Here is a 14,766-nt window from a genome sequence, read left to right on the forward strand (position 1 = left end):
AGAAGACTACTACGGCTCGTCGTAGTTAATACTACGACGAGACGTAGTAGGTGTGCGGTCGGGAGGGTGTGGCGACGCATCTCCAGCCGGGGACGCCCGGGGACTCGAGCATCAGCGGACCCCGCCGGCAGCACCATGCCGTCGCCTCCGGGCAGCGGTGTGGCTCGGGCGCAGGTCTGTGGACGGGCGCGAGTGTGCGGCGCGGGGTGGGGCCGGGGGTCAGCTCAGGAAGAGGGTGACCGGGAGGGCGACCAGGGTGGCGGCCACCGCGAGGGCCGTCGCGCCGAGGGCCCGGGGCGGTCGGTCGGCCACGAGCAGGCGCTGGACGCGTACGTCCAGGTCGCGATCGCCCAGGCCCAGCGCGCCGGCCGGAGTGACCCGGTGCCCGGCGGCGGCGAAGCGGCGTAGCGCGCCCGCCAGCGGGGCCTCGGCGTGCAGCTCGCGCGCCTTGTCGTCGGCGCGCATCTCGACCAGCAGGGCCACTCGCTCGTGCGCGTCACGGACCCAGCCGAACCACGGCAGCGCCCGGCAGAGCGCGGTGAACGGCAGCAGCACCAGATCGTGTCGTTCGTGGGCGTGCGCCCGCTCGTGGGAGAGCACGGCGGCCAGCTCGGCGCGGTCCAGCAGACTCAGGGTGCCGGCGCTGACCACCACCTGCGGCTTCACCCCCGGCAGGCAGTACGCGGCGGCGCTCGGATGGTCCAGGACGAGCGCCCCCGGCGCGGCCGGGTCGTCCCGGGCCACAAGGGTGAGCAGGTCCCGGTGCCGGCGCTGGGCTCGGATGGTGCCATGGATGCTGCGGATGGTAGTGGTGACGAGCACCGCTCCGATGCCGAAGCCCACCCCGACGCCGGCGAGGTGGAAGGCGGTCACGCCGATCGGCAGGGTGCCGTGGAAGAGGTCGGTGGTCAGGGCGAGCAGTGCACTGCCGGTCGGCAGGTCGTACGTGCTCAGCCCGAGGGCCATCGGCAGGCCCATCGCGGAGAGGCCCAACGCCAACCCGACGGCCTGCCAGCAGACGATCGCCACCCGCGGGCTGCGCCACGTCCAGGTCGAGCGGGCCAGCACCTGGGCGGTCAGATAGCAGGCCAGCATGGTGGCGGCGAAGTGCACGGCGTAGGCCATGGCGGGCGCCCTACCGCTCCGCTGCCTCGCCGGCCGGCCGCCGGCCCACCGGCCGATCCACCCGGTCGGTCAGGGCGTCGGCCCCGCCCGTGGCGGTGTCGCCGGAACTCAGCCCGGCCTCGCTGCCCAGGGCCGCCCGCAGCACCTCGGCCTCGGTGCCGGTCACCGAGCGGGCGAAGCGCACCAGCGCGGCGTCGCGGCTCCCGCCCAGGTCGAGGGCGTCGAGCATGAGCTGTGCGATGTGCGCCTCGCGGCTGGCCGCCGGCCTGTACCGCCAGGCGCGACCCTCCCGCTCCCGCTGCACCATCCCCTTGCCGGCGAGCCGGTCGAGAACGGTCATCACCGTCGTGTACGCCAGCTCGCGGCCGTCGAGCGCGTCGGCCACCTCGCGCACGGTCACACCGTCGGACGTGCCCGGGACCACGTCCCACAGCACGTCCATCACCGCACGCTCAAGATCGCCCAACCGAGTCACGAAGCAATCCTACCCCCGGTAGTAGACCCGCGACCCACCCCACCAGGTCGATCATGAGGTCAACCATCAAGATCCACACAAGAACAGGGATGTTGCTGCCTCCAGCGCCCCGGAGGCAGCAACATCCCTGAAGTTGCGCAGATCTAGACCCCGCCCCCGGCGGCCGCACGCCGCTGACCGGCAACCCAACCCGAGGCAGAACCCCCAAGCTGACCCACCCGACGAACCCGGCCCACGTCAGGTTTTCCGGGGGGAGCCCGCCCACGCAGGGATCAAGCCTGACCGCCCGGAGTGGGCGGGCTCCCCCCGGAAAACCTTCCCCCGGAAAACCACAAGGCCGAGGACAGACGATCACACCCCCTTGGGATGCCACACCGTCTTCGTCTCCAACAGCGTGGTCATCCGAGCCAGACCCGGGTCGGTGGTCCAGTCATGGTCGGCCGGGGCCGGTCGGAGCACCCGCTTGAGGTTCTCCGCGGCCTTGACCTCGAGGTCGGTGGCGAGCGAGTCGTCGGTCACGCCGGTCAGGTCGATCGCGTTGACGTCCATGTGCGCCGCCAGCGCCGGCGCGGTCTCGGTGATCGCGCCGGTGAGGATGTTGACCACCCCGCCGGGCAGGTCGGAGGTGGCCAGCACCTCGGCCAGCGTCACCGCGGCCAGCGGCTCCGACGGCGAGGCCGCCACCACCACCGTGTTGCCGGTGACGATCGCCGGGGCGATCACGCTGACCAGGCCGAGCAACGCCGGCCGTTCCGGGGCGACCACGGCGACCACACCTGTCGGCTCGGGCGCCGAGATGTTGAAGTACGGGCCGGCGACCGGGTTGGCGCCGCCGTACACCTGGGCGAGCTTGTCGGCCCAGCCGGCATACCAGACCCAGCGGTCGACGGCGGCGTCCACCTCGTCGCCGGGGATGCCCAGGGCGACGAACTGCTCGCGGCGGCCCTCCAGCATCTCGGCGGCCCGGTAGAGGATCTGACCCCTGTTGTACGCGGTCGCGCCGGCCCAGCCCTTGACGGCGGCGCGGGCGGCGACCACCGCGTCCCGGGCGTCCTTGCGGGAGGCCAGTGACACATTCGAGGACTGCACGAGATACGACCGTCCCGACTCGCTGCGCGGGAACTTCCCGCCGATGAAGAGCTTGTACGTCTTGCGTACGGCGACCCGCTCAGACATTGAGGTACCCCTCCAGCCCGTGCCGGCCGCCCTCGCGACCGTAGCCCGACTCCTTGTAGCCGCCGAACGGCGAGGTGGGGTCGAACTTGTTGAACGTGTTGGCCCAGACGACGCCGGCGCGCAGCCGGTCGGCCATCCACAGAATGCGCGAGCCCTTGTCGGTCCAGATGCCGGCGGACAGCCCGTACGGCGTGTTGTTGGCCTTCTCCACGGCCTCGGCCGGCGTGCGGAAGGTGAGCACCGACAGCACCGGGCCGAAGATCTCCTCGCGGGCGATGCGGTGTGCCTGGGTGACGCCCGTGAAGATGGTCGGCGCGAACCAGAAGCCACGGTCGGGCAGCTCGCACGGCGGCGACCAGCGCTCGGCGCCCTCGGCGGAACCGGCGTCGGACAGCTCGCGGATCCGCTCCAGCTGGGCGGCGGAGTTGATCGCGCCGACATCGGTGTTCTTGTCCAGCGGGTCGCCGACCCGGAGTTGGGCCATCCGCCGCTTCAGCGACTCCAGCACGCGGTCGGCCACGTTCTCCTGGATCAGCAGGCGGGAGCCGGCGCAGCAGACGTGCCCCTGGTTGAAGAAGATGCCGTTGACGATGCCCTCGACGGCCTGGTCGATGGGCGCGTCGTCGAAGACGATGTTGGCGGCCTTGCCGCCCAGCTCCAGGGTCAGCTTCTTGCGGGTGCCGGCGATCGACCGGGCGATGGCCCGGCCGACCTCGGTGGAGCCGGTGAAGGCGACCTTGTCCACGCCGGGGTGCTCGACAAGCGCGCGGCCGGTGTCGCCGGCGCCGGTGAGGATGTTGACCACACCGGCCGGCAGGTCTGCCTGCTGGCAGATCTCGGCGAACAGCAGCGCCGTCAGCGGCGTGGTCTCGGCGGGCTTGAGCACCACCGTGTTGCCCGCCGCCAGCGCCGGGGCGATCTTCCACGCCAGCATGAGCAGCGGGAAGTTCCACGGGATGACCTGCGCGGCCACGCCGATCGGCTGCGGGTTCGGGCCGAAGCCGGCATGGCCCAGCTTGTCGGCCCAGCCCGCGTAGTAGAAGAAGTGCGCGGCGACGAGCGGCAGGTCGACGTCGCGGGACTCCCGGATCGGCTTGCCGTTGTCCAGCGACTCCAGGACGGCCAGTTCGCGGGAGCGTTCCTGGATGAGCCGCGCGATGCGGTACAGGTACTTCGCCCGGTCGCGGCCCGGCATCGGACCCCAGACCTTGTCGTACGCCTTCCGGGCGGCACGGACCGCCCGCTCCACGTCCTGGGCGCCGGCCTCGGCGATCTCGGCGAGCACCTCCTCGGAGGCGGGGTTGATCGACTTGAAGCTGCCGCCGTCGGTCGGATCGACGAACGTACCGTCGACGAACAGCCCGTACGAGGGCTTGAGGTCCACCACCGAGCGGGACTCGGGGGCGGGGGCGTATTCGAACATCGGCTATCAGTCCAGGGTGAAGTAGGTAGGGCAGAGATCACAACGGGATCTACCTGCGTCGGTGTAGATCACTTCGACTCCTTGGGGCGCATGTGGGGCACATCGCGTCCGAAGACGTCATCGATCGCCTGCCTTGACCGGTCATCGTCGTCCGGCCAAAGGTGACTGTACGTGTTCAGAGTCAGGGTCGCGTCTCGGTGGCCCAGCCGCTCGGCGACGACCTTCGGATTCAGCCCCGCCCTGATCAGCAGCGACGCGAAGAAGTGCCGCAGGTCATGCTGGGTCGCCTCAGGCAGCCCGGCCTGATCCCGCGCTGGCCGCCACACCGATTCGTTGAAGGTGTTCCGGTTAAGCGGCCGACCGGCGTCGTCGAGGAACACGAACCGAGCTGACCGTGTCACTGGCTTGGCTCCGGTGATGTCGAGCACGTCGACCGGCACAGGCGGGTGCGCCGCCAGGTGCGCGTCGAGCACCTCGAACATGGCCTTCCCGAGCGGCACCGTTCGGTAGCTGTGCCGGTTCTTCAACGGGCACACGACCACACCGCCGCCGGCGGCCGGCTGCAACTGCCGCTCGACCGTGAGCGTCTTCTCCGTGCGGTCGATGTCGTCGACCTCCACCCCGAACACCTCGCCCTGTCGCAGGCCCGTCCCGGCGTCGAACTCGACCAGGGCTCGGTACCGCGGCTTGACCGCTGCCGCCAGGGCCGAGACTTCGTCGGTGGTGAGCGGCACGACCTTGACGTGAGGCAGCTCGGGGAGCGTGATGTCCGCGCACGGGTCGAACTTGACCAGCCTGTCCCGCACCGCTGCCGAGTAGATCGCCCGGACGGTGCGGAACACCGTCTCAATCGAGCTGGGCGACAGTGCGGGGGACAGGCCGGTGACGAACGCCTGCATGGTGCTGTGCCGGATCGCGGCCAACTGTCGGCCGCCGATGGCCGGGTAGACGTGCTTGAACAGCAGGGACTTCTTCCGGGCCGCCGTGTTGGGGCGGTGCCGCTGCGCGGCCCGCCAGTCCTCGGCGTACGCCTGGAACGTGACCTTGCCGGCCTTCGGGTCGATGTAGCTGCCGTCGTTCAGCGAGTGCTCGACCTCGGCCCGGAACCGATCGGCGTCCGCCTTCCGGGCGAACGACTTCTTGCGGTCCGCCCCGGCCTCGTCGCGCCAGCGGACCAGCCATGGCTTCGGCCGTCCGTCGGTACGCCTCTTAACGCTCGCCATCGGGGCCGCCCACCAGCCCGCCGGCCACCGGCGCCGAGTACGGCTCCCGCGCCTCGTCTGGTGGCACCTCCGAGAAGAACCGCCGATGGTCGGCCGTACCGAACGGCATCTCACCTCGGATCCAGTCCCGGGCGGTACCGGGCGGCACGTCCCACCCCTGCACGACGGTGATCCGCGCGTCGGTGTCGTCGTCGACCGGCGGCACCATCAGGTGCACGGGGGCGACGCTCAGCACGTAGGCCAGCGCGAACAGCTCCTCGACCGTGACGGTTGCCCGTCGGCCGAGTTCCAGGTTGGCCACGACCGAGCGATCCCAGGCGATGCCGACCTCCTTCATCTCCTTGGCCAGGTGGGCGGCCGACCATCCTCGCTTCTTCCGCAGGTCTTTCATCCGCTCGGCGATCACGCGATGCGGGGTCTGAGGCGGGTTCTGTGTCATGGCAACACAGTAGCAGTGCGCTGGACACGCAGGAACCTACGTGTCATGCTGCCGTTCGTACGCAAAAACTGCGCGTTAGGAGCAACAGCGATGAGTGACCGTCGCGCACTGGCCACGACTGACGAGGTGGCAGCGTTCCTCCGTCTGCCCGTTCGGACGGTGGAGGACTGGCGCCGGAACGGCCGAGGCCCGAAGTTCTCCCGGACCGGGAAGCACGTGCGCTACCGCTGGGCCGACGTCGAGAAGTGGCTCGACGAGCAGGCGGGGGCGAAGGTCGCGTGAGCGCCATCGAGCCGACTGCCGGATGGTGCCCGCCGGGTGGCTGCGCCGCTCGCCGGGTTGCCGAGCTGGAACGTGCCATCAAGTACGCGTTCACCGCTGGCCGGGTGTACGAGCGCGCAGAGATGTGCGAGACGGAAGCCACCTGGAAGCCCCTCGCCCGCAAGACCTACGAGCAGCGCGTCGCCGAGCGCGTCGCCTCGATGTCCGGCAGCAACCCGCCGCCGGGGCTGAAGTTCGACGACCCCGACTGGCCGCCCGTGGCGGTGCCCGGCGGCGGCGGGGTGCGCCTCGGCCCCGGCCAGATCATCACCGAGCCGGCAGGGGTAGCAGCGTGACCGACAACCCGTACAACCCCGACACCGAGCCAGACCTCTACGCGGCGTACGCCTCAGCGACCGGCGAGCAGCCGAAATCGCGGGTCAAGCTGGTCCGGCTGTCGGACGTGAAGCGCGAGCACATCGACTGGCTCTGGCCGGGCTACATCGCTCGCGGGAAACTCCACGTCATCGACGGCGACCCTGGCCTCGGGAAGAGCACCGCAACCGCCGACCTGGCCGCGCGCATCACGGCCGGCAAGCCCTGGCCCGACGGCCAGCCCGGCTGCACCCCTGCCGGCGTCGTGCTGCTCTCCGCTGAGGACGGGCTCGGCGACACCATCCGGCCCCGCCTGGAGGCGGCCGGCGCCGACCTCGACCGGGTCGTCGCACTGACCGGCATCACGAGCTGGGACGAAGAGGCCGGCGAGCTGTACGAGCGGATGCCGGCCCTGCCGGGCGACATCGGCCGCATCCGTGCCGCCGTCGAGCAGGTCGGCGCGGCGCTGGTCATCATCGATCCGCTCATGGCGTACCTGGGTGGCGACGTGAACAGCCACCGGGACCAGGACGTGCGCCGCGCGCTCGCGCCGCTGGCGAAGATGGCCGAGGAAACCGGCGCCGCCATCAAGCTGATCCGCCACAACACCAAGGGCGGCGGCAACAACGCGCTCTATCGGGGCGGCGGGTCCATCGGCATCATCGGCGCCGCCCGGCTCGGGTTCACCTTCGCCCGCGATCCGGAGGACGAGCACCGGGTGATCGTGGCGTGCACCAAGGCCAACATCACGGCCATCCCGCAGAGCCTCGCGTATCGCCTGGTCGACAGCCCCGACCACGGCTGCGCCCGGGTCGAGTGGCACGACGGCCCGGTGGGCTACACCGCTACCGATCTGCTGGCCGCGTCCCACGAGTCCGCCGACGACCGGGCCGACCGCAACGACGCCGCAGCATGGCTGCGCGGCTACCTGCTCGACAACGGCGGCGAGGCCGACGCACTGACGGTCTACAAGGCCGGCGAGAAGGCCGGCTTCACCCGCGACACCCTCAAGCGCGCCAAGAAGCGGGCCGGCGTGAAGGCCGAAAAGGGCGGCTTCGACGCCGGCTGGATGTGGCGCTTCGACGACGAAGAGCGCACCGAAGGGAGCACGAAGGGAGCGAAGAGCGCACAGTCCAGCACCCTGCTCCCTTCGCTCCCTTCGGTGCTCCCTTCGGGCGACCCCACCCGATGCGACCGCTGCGGCGGGCCGGTCTGGCTCGGCAGCGGCAAGTGCCAAGGAGACTGCTCATGAGGAAGCTCACCGGCGCCGAGGTGCGCGAGCTGCGCAAGGCGCACCGCTGCCCGGACTGTCACAGCGAGGTCATCGTCGACCGCCGGGGCGGCCGGGTCGGCGTGAAGCACGACGACACCTGCCCCATGTACGCCCGGCTCAAGCGGGCCGGCATGACGTCGGCGCTCATCTTCACCCGCGCTCCCGGGCAGTCCGATCGGGACTTCACCCGCGAAGTCAACGACGCGGTGCTCGACATAGCAAAGAGCACCGGCGGCCCGGTGCGCGTCACCGAAGACCCGTACCGGGTGCCGCCGCAGTGACCGGCCCGCTGAGAGCCACGCAGAGCGCCGAACTCACCCCGCCGAGGGGTAGGAGTAGGCCCCGCACGCGGCGCGGTACAGGACGCGGTCGCAGAGATCCGCTACGCTCACCAGCAGAACGGCACGCAGCAGGCCCCGCCGCTGCGGTCGACCGGGAAGGCACCGCCGACGATCCGGACGACGGCCAGACGCCGAAGAGCGTGAGTGCACCGCACCGCCCAACGGCCTGACCCTCTCTCGTCATCAGGAGCCTTCCCGTGGCCACATCACACCGCCCGCAGCTCGACCGCATCCTCACCGCGCTGATGGACCAGATGCCGTCCGATCGGCTGGCCGGTGGCCCGGCTCCTGCCCCGTTCCTCGTGAACGCGAACCCAAGGAGCACGCACATGCCGTTCAAGGGCATCCCCACCGCCGGTGAGCTGCGCGAGCAGCCGCCCGGCACCAACGTCGGCCAGTGGGCCGACAACGTCAACGCCGCCTACAACAAGCACCTCAACGCCGGCCGGGACATCGTCGAGCGCGCCGAGGTCGAGGGCCGGGAGTTCCTGGCCAGCGAGAAGCGCGACCTGGAGGGCCACGCCGAGCAGGTCAACCGGCTGGAGGTGCTGCGCGGCACCATGGCCCGCGACTACCCCGAACTCAACGCCGTCGACCGGACCGGCGTCGTGCCGGCCACCAACGGCGGCGGGCAGCTGCGCAACAAGGCCGTACTGGGCAAGGGCGACAGCATGGCCGCCTGGGCGCAGGCCAACGGCCACGTCCACCCCGAGCACCTGGACGACGGCGGGCTGAGCTTCGGCGAGTACATCGGCGCCATGGTCACCGGACGGGGCAGCAAGCAGGTCCGCAACGCCATGAGCGAGGGCAACCTCGCCGGTGGCGGCTACCTGGTGCCGACCATCCTGTCGACGCAGCTCATCGACATGGCCCGCAACAAGGCCCGCGTCCTCCAGGCCGGCGCCACCGTCGTCCCGATGGCGAACGCGACCGTCGACCTCGCGAAGTGGGCCGGCGACCCGAGCGCGACGTGGCACACCGAGAACGCCGCGGTGACCGCCACCGACGCCACCCTCGCCCGGGTGCGCCTCCAGGCCAAGACGCTCATGTCGCTGGTGGTCGTCTCCCGGGAACTCGTCGAGGACGCCGAGCCCGCCAGCGTCGACTCCGCGCTGCGGCAGGCGTTCGCCGCGCAGTTCGGCCTCACCATCGACGCCGCCGGCCTCTACGGCACCGGCGTGGCGCCGCAGCCCCTGGGCGTCAAGGCCACCTCCGGTGTGACCGTCACGCCGATCGCCACCAACGGGCAGGCCCTGGCCAACTGGGACCCGCTGGTCAACGCCGTCTACACCGTGCGGGCCGCCAACGAGGAACCCAACGCGATCATCTACAGCGGCCGGACCTCGAAGAACCTCGCGCTGCTCAAGGACACCACCAACCAGCCGCTGCGCATGCCCGACTACCTCGACGGCATCGCCCGGTACGAGACGCAGCAGATCCCGAACAACCTGGTCGTCGGCACGTCCGGCACCACCACCTCCGACATCTTCGCCGGGGACTGGTCGCAGCTGCTCTTCGGCGTCCGCACCGAACTCCAGATCACGCCGCTCACCGAGCGGTACGCCGAGAACGGGCAGATCGGGTTCGTGTGCTGGTGGCGCGGTGACTTCGCCGTCGCCCGTACCTCCGCGTTCGCCGTCACGACCGGCATCCTCTGATGGGAGACACCATGTACTGCAAGCACGACCGCCTGGCCGCCTCCTGCGAGGACTGCCAATTCGTCGCCGCGCTCGAGAAGGGACGGCCCGACGCCGTCCGCCTGGCCCAGGGCATCGACGGCACACCCGACCACACGCCGGTCAACGCCAGCGAGCCCGAAGAGCTGGAGACGGTCGACGAGGACACGCAGATCATGCGACCCGACCTCGACCGGGACCTCGACACCAAGGGCACCTACACGCTGATCCGTGCGGGTGAGCAGGTGCCCGCCGAGCTGGCCGACTTCCCGCGCCAGCCCGGCAGCTACAAGGGTCCGGTCACCAAGGCCAGCAAGCCGAGGACACCGACCATCGCCTGATCGTTGGTGGCGTCAACGTCAGCACAGGGCATGTGCAACGAAGGACGCGAGGGCTATCCGTGGCCCACAGACCGACCTGCGCCACCAGCAACCAGAGCAGCCCGGACCATGCGCGGTCCGGGCTGCTCTGCGTGTGCGGGGGAGGGCCGGTCGGAAGTTCACAGCCCTTCAGGGGGACCCCACGTACCTGTCTCCCGAATACCCCCCCGCGATCTGGGGGAGAAGGGGAATTCGCATCACGTTTTCCCCCGTAACGCCGTGACACCCCCTGTGACAGGCGTAAACGCAGGTCAGAGAGGGTGTCACGGCTGTGACATGTCACAGCGTCACGCGTAACGCCGTTACGGCTTGCCGCTGGCCCACTCGGTGAGGTCGGTCCGGGCGTACAGGTCGGCGTTGCCCCTGCTGCCTCGCGGTTGAGGCACCGAGCCGACGCGTCGCTGCATCCGCTTCTTCGCCGCCTCGTACGACCACGGGAGGACACCGGCGTCGATGGCGTCCCGCAAGGTCATCATGTCCCCGTCCCCGGGGACATTCCTGCTCAGGCCGTTATCAGGGTCTGCCGGGGACGTGGCGAGGGCGCGTGCCTGTGCGGTCGTCAGGTAGGCCACCTGAACCTCTGTGGCCTGTCCACCGATGACGACCTGCCACCGGCCCAGCGTCCGTGATGCCCGCGGCATGGACGCCTCAGGCACGAGCATCTTCCAGTTGTTCGACGTGTACCGGGCCAGGCAGCGAATCCCGAAGTTCTCCCGCGCTTCCGGGCCGCCGATCGCCCGCGCCGTGAGCATCTGCGCGATCGCCAGCACGTTGACCTTCGCCGAGCGGCCCATGAACAGCAGATCGGCCAATGCGGCGATGGCCGGCGACCGCTTCGGCTCGCCCTTCTCCCGAACCTCGATCCAGTAGTTCGCCAACTGCCCGATCGTGGCATTGAGCTCCTCGCAGATCACGAGGTCGCGCGGCCCCGGATCCCAGTCCTCCTCTTCGTGCAGCGCGAGCGTGTTCCGCTCGTCTGCCAGCGCGGCTTTGCGCAGGATCGCGTCGTGCATCTGCTCGGGCCGCGTGCAGTAGTCCACGCCGCGCTGCCCGAGCGCCCACCGGTGCGAGCCCTTGCGGTCAAGGATGGTCACCCGGCCACCCCGGGCGAGCACCTGCACGGCGATCAGCTCGGCCAGCACCGACTTCCCGGCGCCCGATCCGGCGCTGACGGCGATGTGCGGCGAGTCCTCCCGCAGCGAGATGACGACGGGCACGTCTCCGGCGCCCTGCCCGATGTAGAACTCCCAGTCGGGCAGCTTCGGGAAGTGCTTGAGCACCTGGTCGTGCCCGACCTTCGCCGGTGGCCGCTTGCGCACGGTCCAGCGGGCGCGGACCTTCGGGCCGATCTGGTGCCACGACTCGACGAGGTCGGAGACGGGGATCTTGCTGCCGATGATGGACGACACGAGCTGCCTCTGTTCCTTCGTCAGGTACGGGGAGTCGATCAGGACTTCGATGCGCGGCCCCAGCTCCTCACCGGGGCGGCGGAACACCTCCAGCCGGGACGTGACCGGCCGCGCGTGCCGCTGTACGGCCCACAGGCCGCGCTGCAGGTGCTCGGGCAGCCACCGGAGCACCGGCTCGATCCGCTCGCCGTAGAACAGCCTGACGGCTTCCTCGGCCGGCGACAGCGGCTTCGCCAGCCGGGGCGTGAGGTTGCCGAGCGACGGGTCGACGTGCAACTGCACGCCGGTCTGCAACCCGAGCGGCGGGATGATCGCGGCGAGGGTCGGCGCGATGTACTCGCGGTGGAACCGGCGCCGCACGAGTCGCTGCCGGCCCTGCCACGCCGCGGCGACGGCCACGACGGACGCCCCGGTGAGGGTCTGCTCGGGCATGGCCACGGCCACCCCGGCGGCGGCCGGCGTACCGAGCCGGATCGCCTGCCGCTGCCACCCGGCGAGGCGGCCGGCGCCCCGGGTGCGCCACGGGTAGCCATCGCGGCCGGTCAGTGGCCGACCGGCGAGGAATCGGTACGTCACACGCCAGGCGATCCGCCGGCGGTGTAGCCGGCGGACCAGGCGCTCGATGTCATCTGCCATGCTGATCTTTCCTCCTTGGTGGGGAAGCGGGGCCCGGCCGGGCTTGGGAAGGTTGGGCCGGGCCCCGCGCTCGTCAGTTCTCGTCGAGCCAGCCCTCTCGGAGCCGGCCCTCTCCCTTGGCCTTCTGGATCGCGGCCTGGGTCTTCGGGGCCAGGGGCGTGAACTTCTTCCGGTCAGTGCGGCTGTCCCTGGCCATCGCGTCGGCCAGCTTGGCGTTCAGCTTCGTGTCGCGCTTCGGCATCGGTCAGACCTCCCACATCTGGCCGCAGTGGGTGCAGACCATGTACTTCTTGCCGTCGATGTAGGCGTAGTGGAAGACGGGGTGTGCGCAGCTGGCCACGGGTCACTTCTCCTTGCGGTTGGCGGTGGCGATCCGTCCGCCCAGCTCGACGAGGCAGATCGAGGCGACGACCACCAGGCCGTCGACGGACAGCGGGAGCAGGTACTGCGAGCCGTTCGTCTCCCCGTACCGGGAGGCGACCGCGGCCATGTGCCAGTACGACACCCACGCGGCGATACCGGCGATGAGCGCGGTCGCCGCCCAGCGGCCCACGGCCAGCCGGCGGGAGTGCACCGGCACCCGCGAGATCAGCTCGATCGTCAGCAGCAGCGCCAGCGGCGACCACGCCGAGATGACCTGACTGATGAACTCGTCACGGGCGTGCAGCACGTTCCCGGCGATGCTCGCGGCCACGCCGAGCGCGAGCACCAGTCGCACGCCCCAGCGGATGCGGACCAGCGACTTGCGCTCCTCGGCGTCGGCCGGGACCACCACGGCGGGTGCCGGTGTGCCCGGGTGTCCGTCCACCCGGACCTGCGGCGGCTGCTCGACCACCTTCCGGCGGCGGAACAACCGGCGGCGCGGCTGGTCCGGCTCGTCGGGCTCAGCCTGACCCGGGTGTCCGTCCACCCGGCCCTGACCCGCCTCGACCGCCTTCCGCATCTCCTCGTCGCTGCTCGCCGGCTTCGGTCCGATCGGCTCGGCGTAGTCCATCGGTGGGTCGACAGGCCGTCCCGCACGGCTCCGGGCCATACGTACAAGGCCTGCCATGGCGTTGGCCCGCTGTTCGTCAATGTTGAACATCTGCGCCAGCACGGAGACGGTCGGGACGAACCCGCGCCGGTCCGCCAAGTCGAGCGCGGCCTTCAGCATCTCCGTCGGGTCGGTGATGCCGGCCAACCGCTCGGTCTCCTCGGCGACGTCGCGGGTGACGATCTCCCGGGCCTTCTCCGCGATCAGCAGGTCGCGCAGCTCGGTCGCCTTCGGGACACCGATCTTGAATTCCTTCATCAGCCGGTTCCGCGACGGCACCTCGCCGAGCTGGTCGGCGAGCGCGAGCGCACCCGGGTACAGGTCGTCGATGGTGCGCGGGTGCGCGCTGGCGGGGGCGGTCATCGGACGGACTCCTTCGTACGCTGGGTGGCCGCGCGGCGGGCCTCGGCGTTGGCGACCTGGAGGTGACCGACGATGCGGGCCTCGCGGGCGACGGCGGGGTTGCTGCGCTCGACGAGCGCACGGGCGACGGCGAGCACGGCCAGCGGGGTGCCGGTGCCACCGACCAGGATCAGCAGGACGTACTTCACGACTGGTCACCTCCAGCGAGGGCAGTAAGGCGGGTCAGGACGTCCGACAGCAGCGGGGCGTCGGTGTCGGCCCTGAGCAGGATCAGTTCGGCGGGCGCGTCGGCCTCTTCGTCCTCCCAGAACTCCAGGGCGACGAACACCGGGTAGCGCGGGTCGGGGCCCTGCCGCAGTTCGGCGAACAGGCCACCCGCGTGGATCTGCACGGCCTCGCCGCGGTGAAGGCCATCCACGCACAGCGTCGGCACGCACCACTTCGGGTGCACGCTGGGGGCGTTCATCGGGCGTCGACCAGGTCGGCGGCGGCCAGCAGCTGCGCGGCCAGGGCGCGAGCCTGAGCGGGCGTTCCCGTCCAGCCCTGCACACCCTCGCCACCCGGGTACTGACCCTCGGCGCCCTCGGCGACCGACAGGACCACACGCGGCGCGGTGACGACCTGCCCGCCCTCGGTGGTCGACTCGACCATCACGGTGGCGGTGGCGCTCTCGTTCGTCCAGCAGGGGTTGCCCCCGGTCAGCTCGGTGAGGATCCGCTCGTGCTGCTCGCCGATGAGGAAGCCGTCGATCTTCGCCTCGTTCTCGGTGTGCGTCTCGATCGCGCACCACGGCGGGCAGTCCCGGTGGATCGCGGTAGCCAGCTGGCGGACGGCGTCGGGGTTGACGCGGATCGCGGCCTGGATCAGCGCCAGGTCGGTGGTGTCGGCGTCACCGAGATGCTGCGACGGGGGAACAGGTGCGGATGCGATGATGCTCATGGGTCGGGGCTCCATCCCGATCAAGGGCCGGGACCACAGGAGTTGGCGCTCCTGCCCGGCCCGTCTTGTGTTGTGCGTTCATCACACAATAACTGTGTGGGGCACTCAGCACAACCACTCAGAGCAATCTGGGGCACATCCGGGGCGCACAACAGCCCGCATCAACCCGTAGAGACCGGGGTTAATACGGGCTGTTGTGGCAGCTCAGGGCAGGTATCG

General features: G+C 70.6%; 18 protein-coding genes. 6 read left to right on the forward strand and 12 right to left on the reverse strand.

Annotated features, from left to right (window positions below; all coding sequences use genetic code 11):
- Nucleotides 1–219: 219 nt before the first annotated feature.
- From AB0K10_RS00210 to AB0K10_RS00235, 6 genes are all read right to left on the reverse strand, one after another.
- On the reverse strand, nucleotides 220–1,125 hold the full coding sequence (locus tag AB0K10_RS00210) for a M56 family metallopeptidase (protein WP_363678369.1): 906 nt from the start codon (nucleotides 1,123–1,125) through the stop codon (nucleotides 220–222).
- Between the two features lie 10 nt (nucleotides 1,126–1,135).
- Nucleotides 1,136–1,600, reverse strand: a complete 465-nt coding sequence (locus tag AB0K10_RS00215; protein ID WP_363678371.1) for a BlaI/MecI/CopY family transcriptional regulator — start codon at nucleotides 1,598–1,600, stop codon at nucleotides 1,136–1,138.
- 351 nt (nucleotides 1,601–1,951) lie between these two features.
- The gene (locus AB0K10_RS00220) at nucleotides 1,952–2,776 is read right to left on the reverse strand and encodes an aldehyde dehydrogenase family protein (RefSeq protein WP_363678373.1); all 825 of its coding nucleotides are present in this window, start codon (nucleotides 2,774–2,776) and stop codon (nucleotides 1,952–1,954) included.
- The gene (locus tag AB0K10_RS00225; protein ID WP_363678375.1) at nucleotides 2,769–4,199 is read right to left on the reverse strand and encodes an aldehyde dehydrogenase family protein; all 1,431 of its coding nucleotides are present in this window, start codon (nucleotides 4,197–4,199) and stop codon (nucleotides 2,769–2,771) included. Before AB0K10_RS00225 ends, AB0K10_RS00220 begins: the two co-directional genes overlap by 8 nt.
- A 68-nt stretch (nucleotides 4,200–4,267) precedes the next feature.
- Nucleotides 4,268–5,422 carry a site-specific integrase gene (locus AB0K10_RS00230; RefSeq protein ID WP_363678377.1) on the reverse strand — a complete coding sequence of 385 codons (1,155 nt, stop codon included), beginning with the start codon at nucleotides 5,420–5,422 and terminating at the stop codon, nucleotides 4,268–4,270.
- Entirely contained in the window at nucleotides 5,409–5,861 is a 453-nt protein-coding gene (locus AB0K10_RS00235) for a helix-turn-helix domain-containing protein (RefSeq protein WP_363678379.1), read from the reverse strand. Before AB0K10_RS00235 ends, AB0K10_RS00230 begins: the two co-directional genes overlap by 14 nt.
- A 90-nt stretch (nucleotides 5,862–5,951) precedes the next feature.
- On the opposite strand from AB0K10_RS00235, the gene AB0K10_RS00240 reads away from it, so the two are divergent.
- The 6 genes from AB0K10_RS00240 (at nucleotide 5,952) to AB0K10_RS00265 (ending at nucleotide 10,128) form a co-directional block, all read left to right on the forward strand.
- The gene (locus AB0K10_RS00240; RefSeq protein WP_363678381.1) at nucleotides 5,952–6,143 is read left to right on the forward strand and encodes a helix-turn-helix domain-containing protein; all 192 of its coding nucleotides are present in this window, start codon (nucleotides 5,952–5,954) and stop codon (nucleotides 6,141–6,143) included.
- Nucleotides 6,140–6,478, forward strand: a complete 339-nt coding sequence (locus AB0K10_RS00245; RefSeq protein WP_363678383.1) for a hypothetical protein — start codon at nucleotides 6,140–6,142, stop codon at nucleotides 6,476–6,478. Before AB0K10_RS00240 ends, AB0K10_RS00245 begins: the two co-directional genes overlap by 4 nt.
- On the forward strand, nucleotides 6,475–7,749 hold the full coding sequence (locus AB0K10_RS00250; RefSeq protein WP_363678385.1) for an AAA family ATPase: 1,275 nt from the start codon (nucleotides 6,475–6,477) through the stop codon (nucleotides 7,747–7,749). Before AB0K10_RS00245 ends, AB0K10_RS00250 begins: the two co-directional genes overlap by 4 nt.
- Nucleotides 7,746–8,051: a hypothetical protein gene (locus AB0K10_RS00255; protein WP_363678387.1), complete on the forward strand. Its 306-nt coding sequence runs from the start codon at nucleotides 7,746–7,748 to the stop codon at nucleotides 8,049–8,051. Before AB0K10_RS00250 ends, AB0K10_RS00255 begins: the two co-directional genes overlap by 4 nt.
- Nucleotides 8,052–8,308: 257 nt before the next feature.
- On the forward strand, nucleotides 8,309–9,769 hold the full coding sequence (locus AB0K10_RS00260) for a phage major capsid protein (RefSeq protein WP_363678389.1): 1,461 nt from the start codon (nucleotides 8,309–8,311) through the stop codon (nucleotides 9,767–9,769).
- Nucleotides 9,769–10,128: a hypothetical protein gene (locus tag AB0K10_RS00265; RefSeq protein WP_363678391.1), complete on the forward strand. Its 360-nt coding sequence runs from the start codon at nucleotides 9,769–9,771 to the stop codon at nucleotides 10,126–10,128. The genes AB0K10_RS00260 and AB0K10_RS00265 overlap by 1 nt, the downstream gene beginning before the upstream one ends.
- A gap of 341 nt (nucleotides 10,129–10,469) precedes the next feature.
- Here AB0K10_RS00265 and AB0K10_RS00270 read toward each other — a convergent pair whose 3' ends face one another.
- The 6 genes from AB0K10_RS00270 to AB0K10_RS00295 all read right to left on the reverse strand — a co-directional run bounded on the left by AB0K10_RS00270 (nucleotide 10,470) and on the right by AB0K10_RS00295 (nucleotide 14,547).
- Nucleotides 10,470–12,212 carry a DUF87 domain-containing protein gene (locus tag AB0K10_RS00270; protein WP_363678393.1) on the reverse strand — a complete coding sequence of 581 codons (1,743 nt, stop codon included), beginning with the start codon at nucleotides 12,210–12,212 and terminating at the stop codon, nucleotides 10,470–10,472.
- 73 nt (nucleotides 12,213–12,285) lie between these two features.
- Entirely contained in the window at nucleotides 12,286–12,453 is a 168-nt protein-coding gene (locus AB0K10_RS00275; protein ID WP_363678395.1) for a hypothetical protein, read from the reverse strand.
- A 102-nt stretch (nucleotides 12,454–12,555) separates the two neighbouring features.
- Nucleotides 12,556–13,608: a DUF2637 domain-containing protein gene (locus AB0K10_RS00280; RefSeq protein WP_363678397.1), complete on the reverse strand. Its 1,053-nt coding sequence runs from the start codon at nucleotides 13,606–13,608 to the stop codon at nucleotides 12,556–12,558.
- Complete coding sequence (locus tag AB0K10_RS00285; RefSeq protein WP_363678399.1) at nucleotides 13,605–13,796, reverse strand: hypothetical protein; 192 nt, start codon at nucleotides 13,794–13,796, stop codon at nucleotides 13,605–13,607. The genes AB0K10_RS00280 and AB0K10_RS00285 overlap by 4 nt, the downstream gene beginning before the upstream one ends.
- Nucleotides 13,793–14,074: a hypothetical protein gene (locus AB0K10_RS00290; RefSeq protein ID WP_363678401.1), complete on the reverse strand. Its 282-nt coding sequence runs from the start codon at nucleotides 14,072–14,074 to the stop codon at nucleotides 13,793–13,795. Before AB0K10_RS00290 ends, AB0K10_RS00285 begins: the two co-directional genes overlap by 4 nt.
- The gene (locus tag AB0K10_RS00295; RefSeq protein ID WP_363678403.1) at nucleotides 14,071–14,547 is read right to left on the reverse strand and encodes a hypothetical protein; all 477 of its coding nucleotides are present in this window, start codon (nucleotides 14,545–14,547) and stop codon (nucleotides 14,071–14,073) included. The genes AB0K10_RS00290 and AB0K10_RS00295 overlap by 4 nt, the downstream gene beginning before the upstream one ends.
- Between the last annotated feature and the right edge of the window lie 219 nt (nucleotides 14,548–14,766).

The organism is Micromonospora sp. NPDC049274 (assembly GCF_040678875.1).
Lineage (GTDB): Bacteria > Actinomycetota > Actinomycetes > Mycobacteriales > Micromonosporaceae > Micromonospora.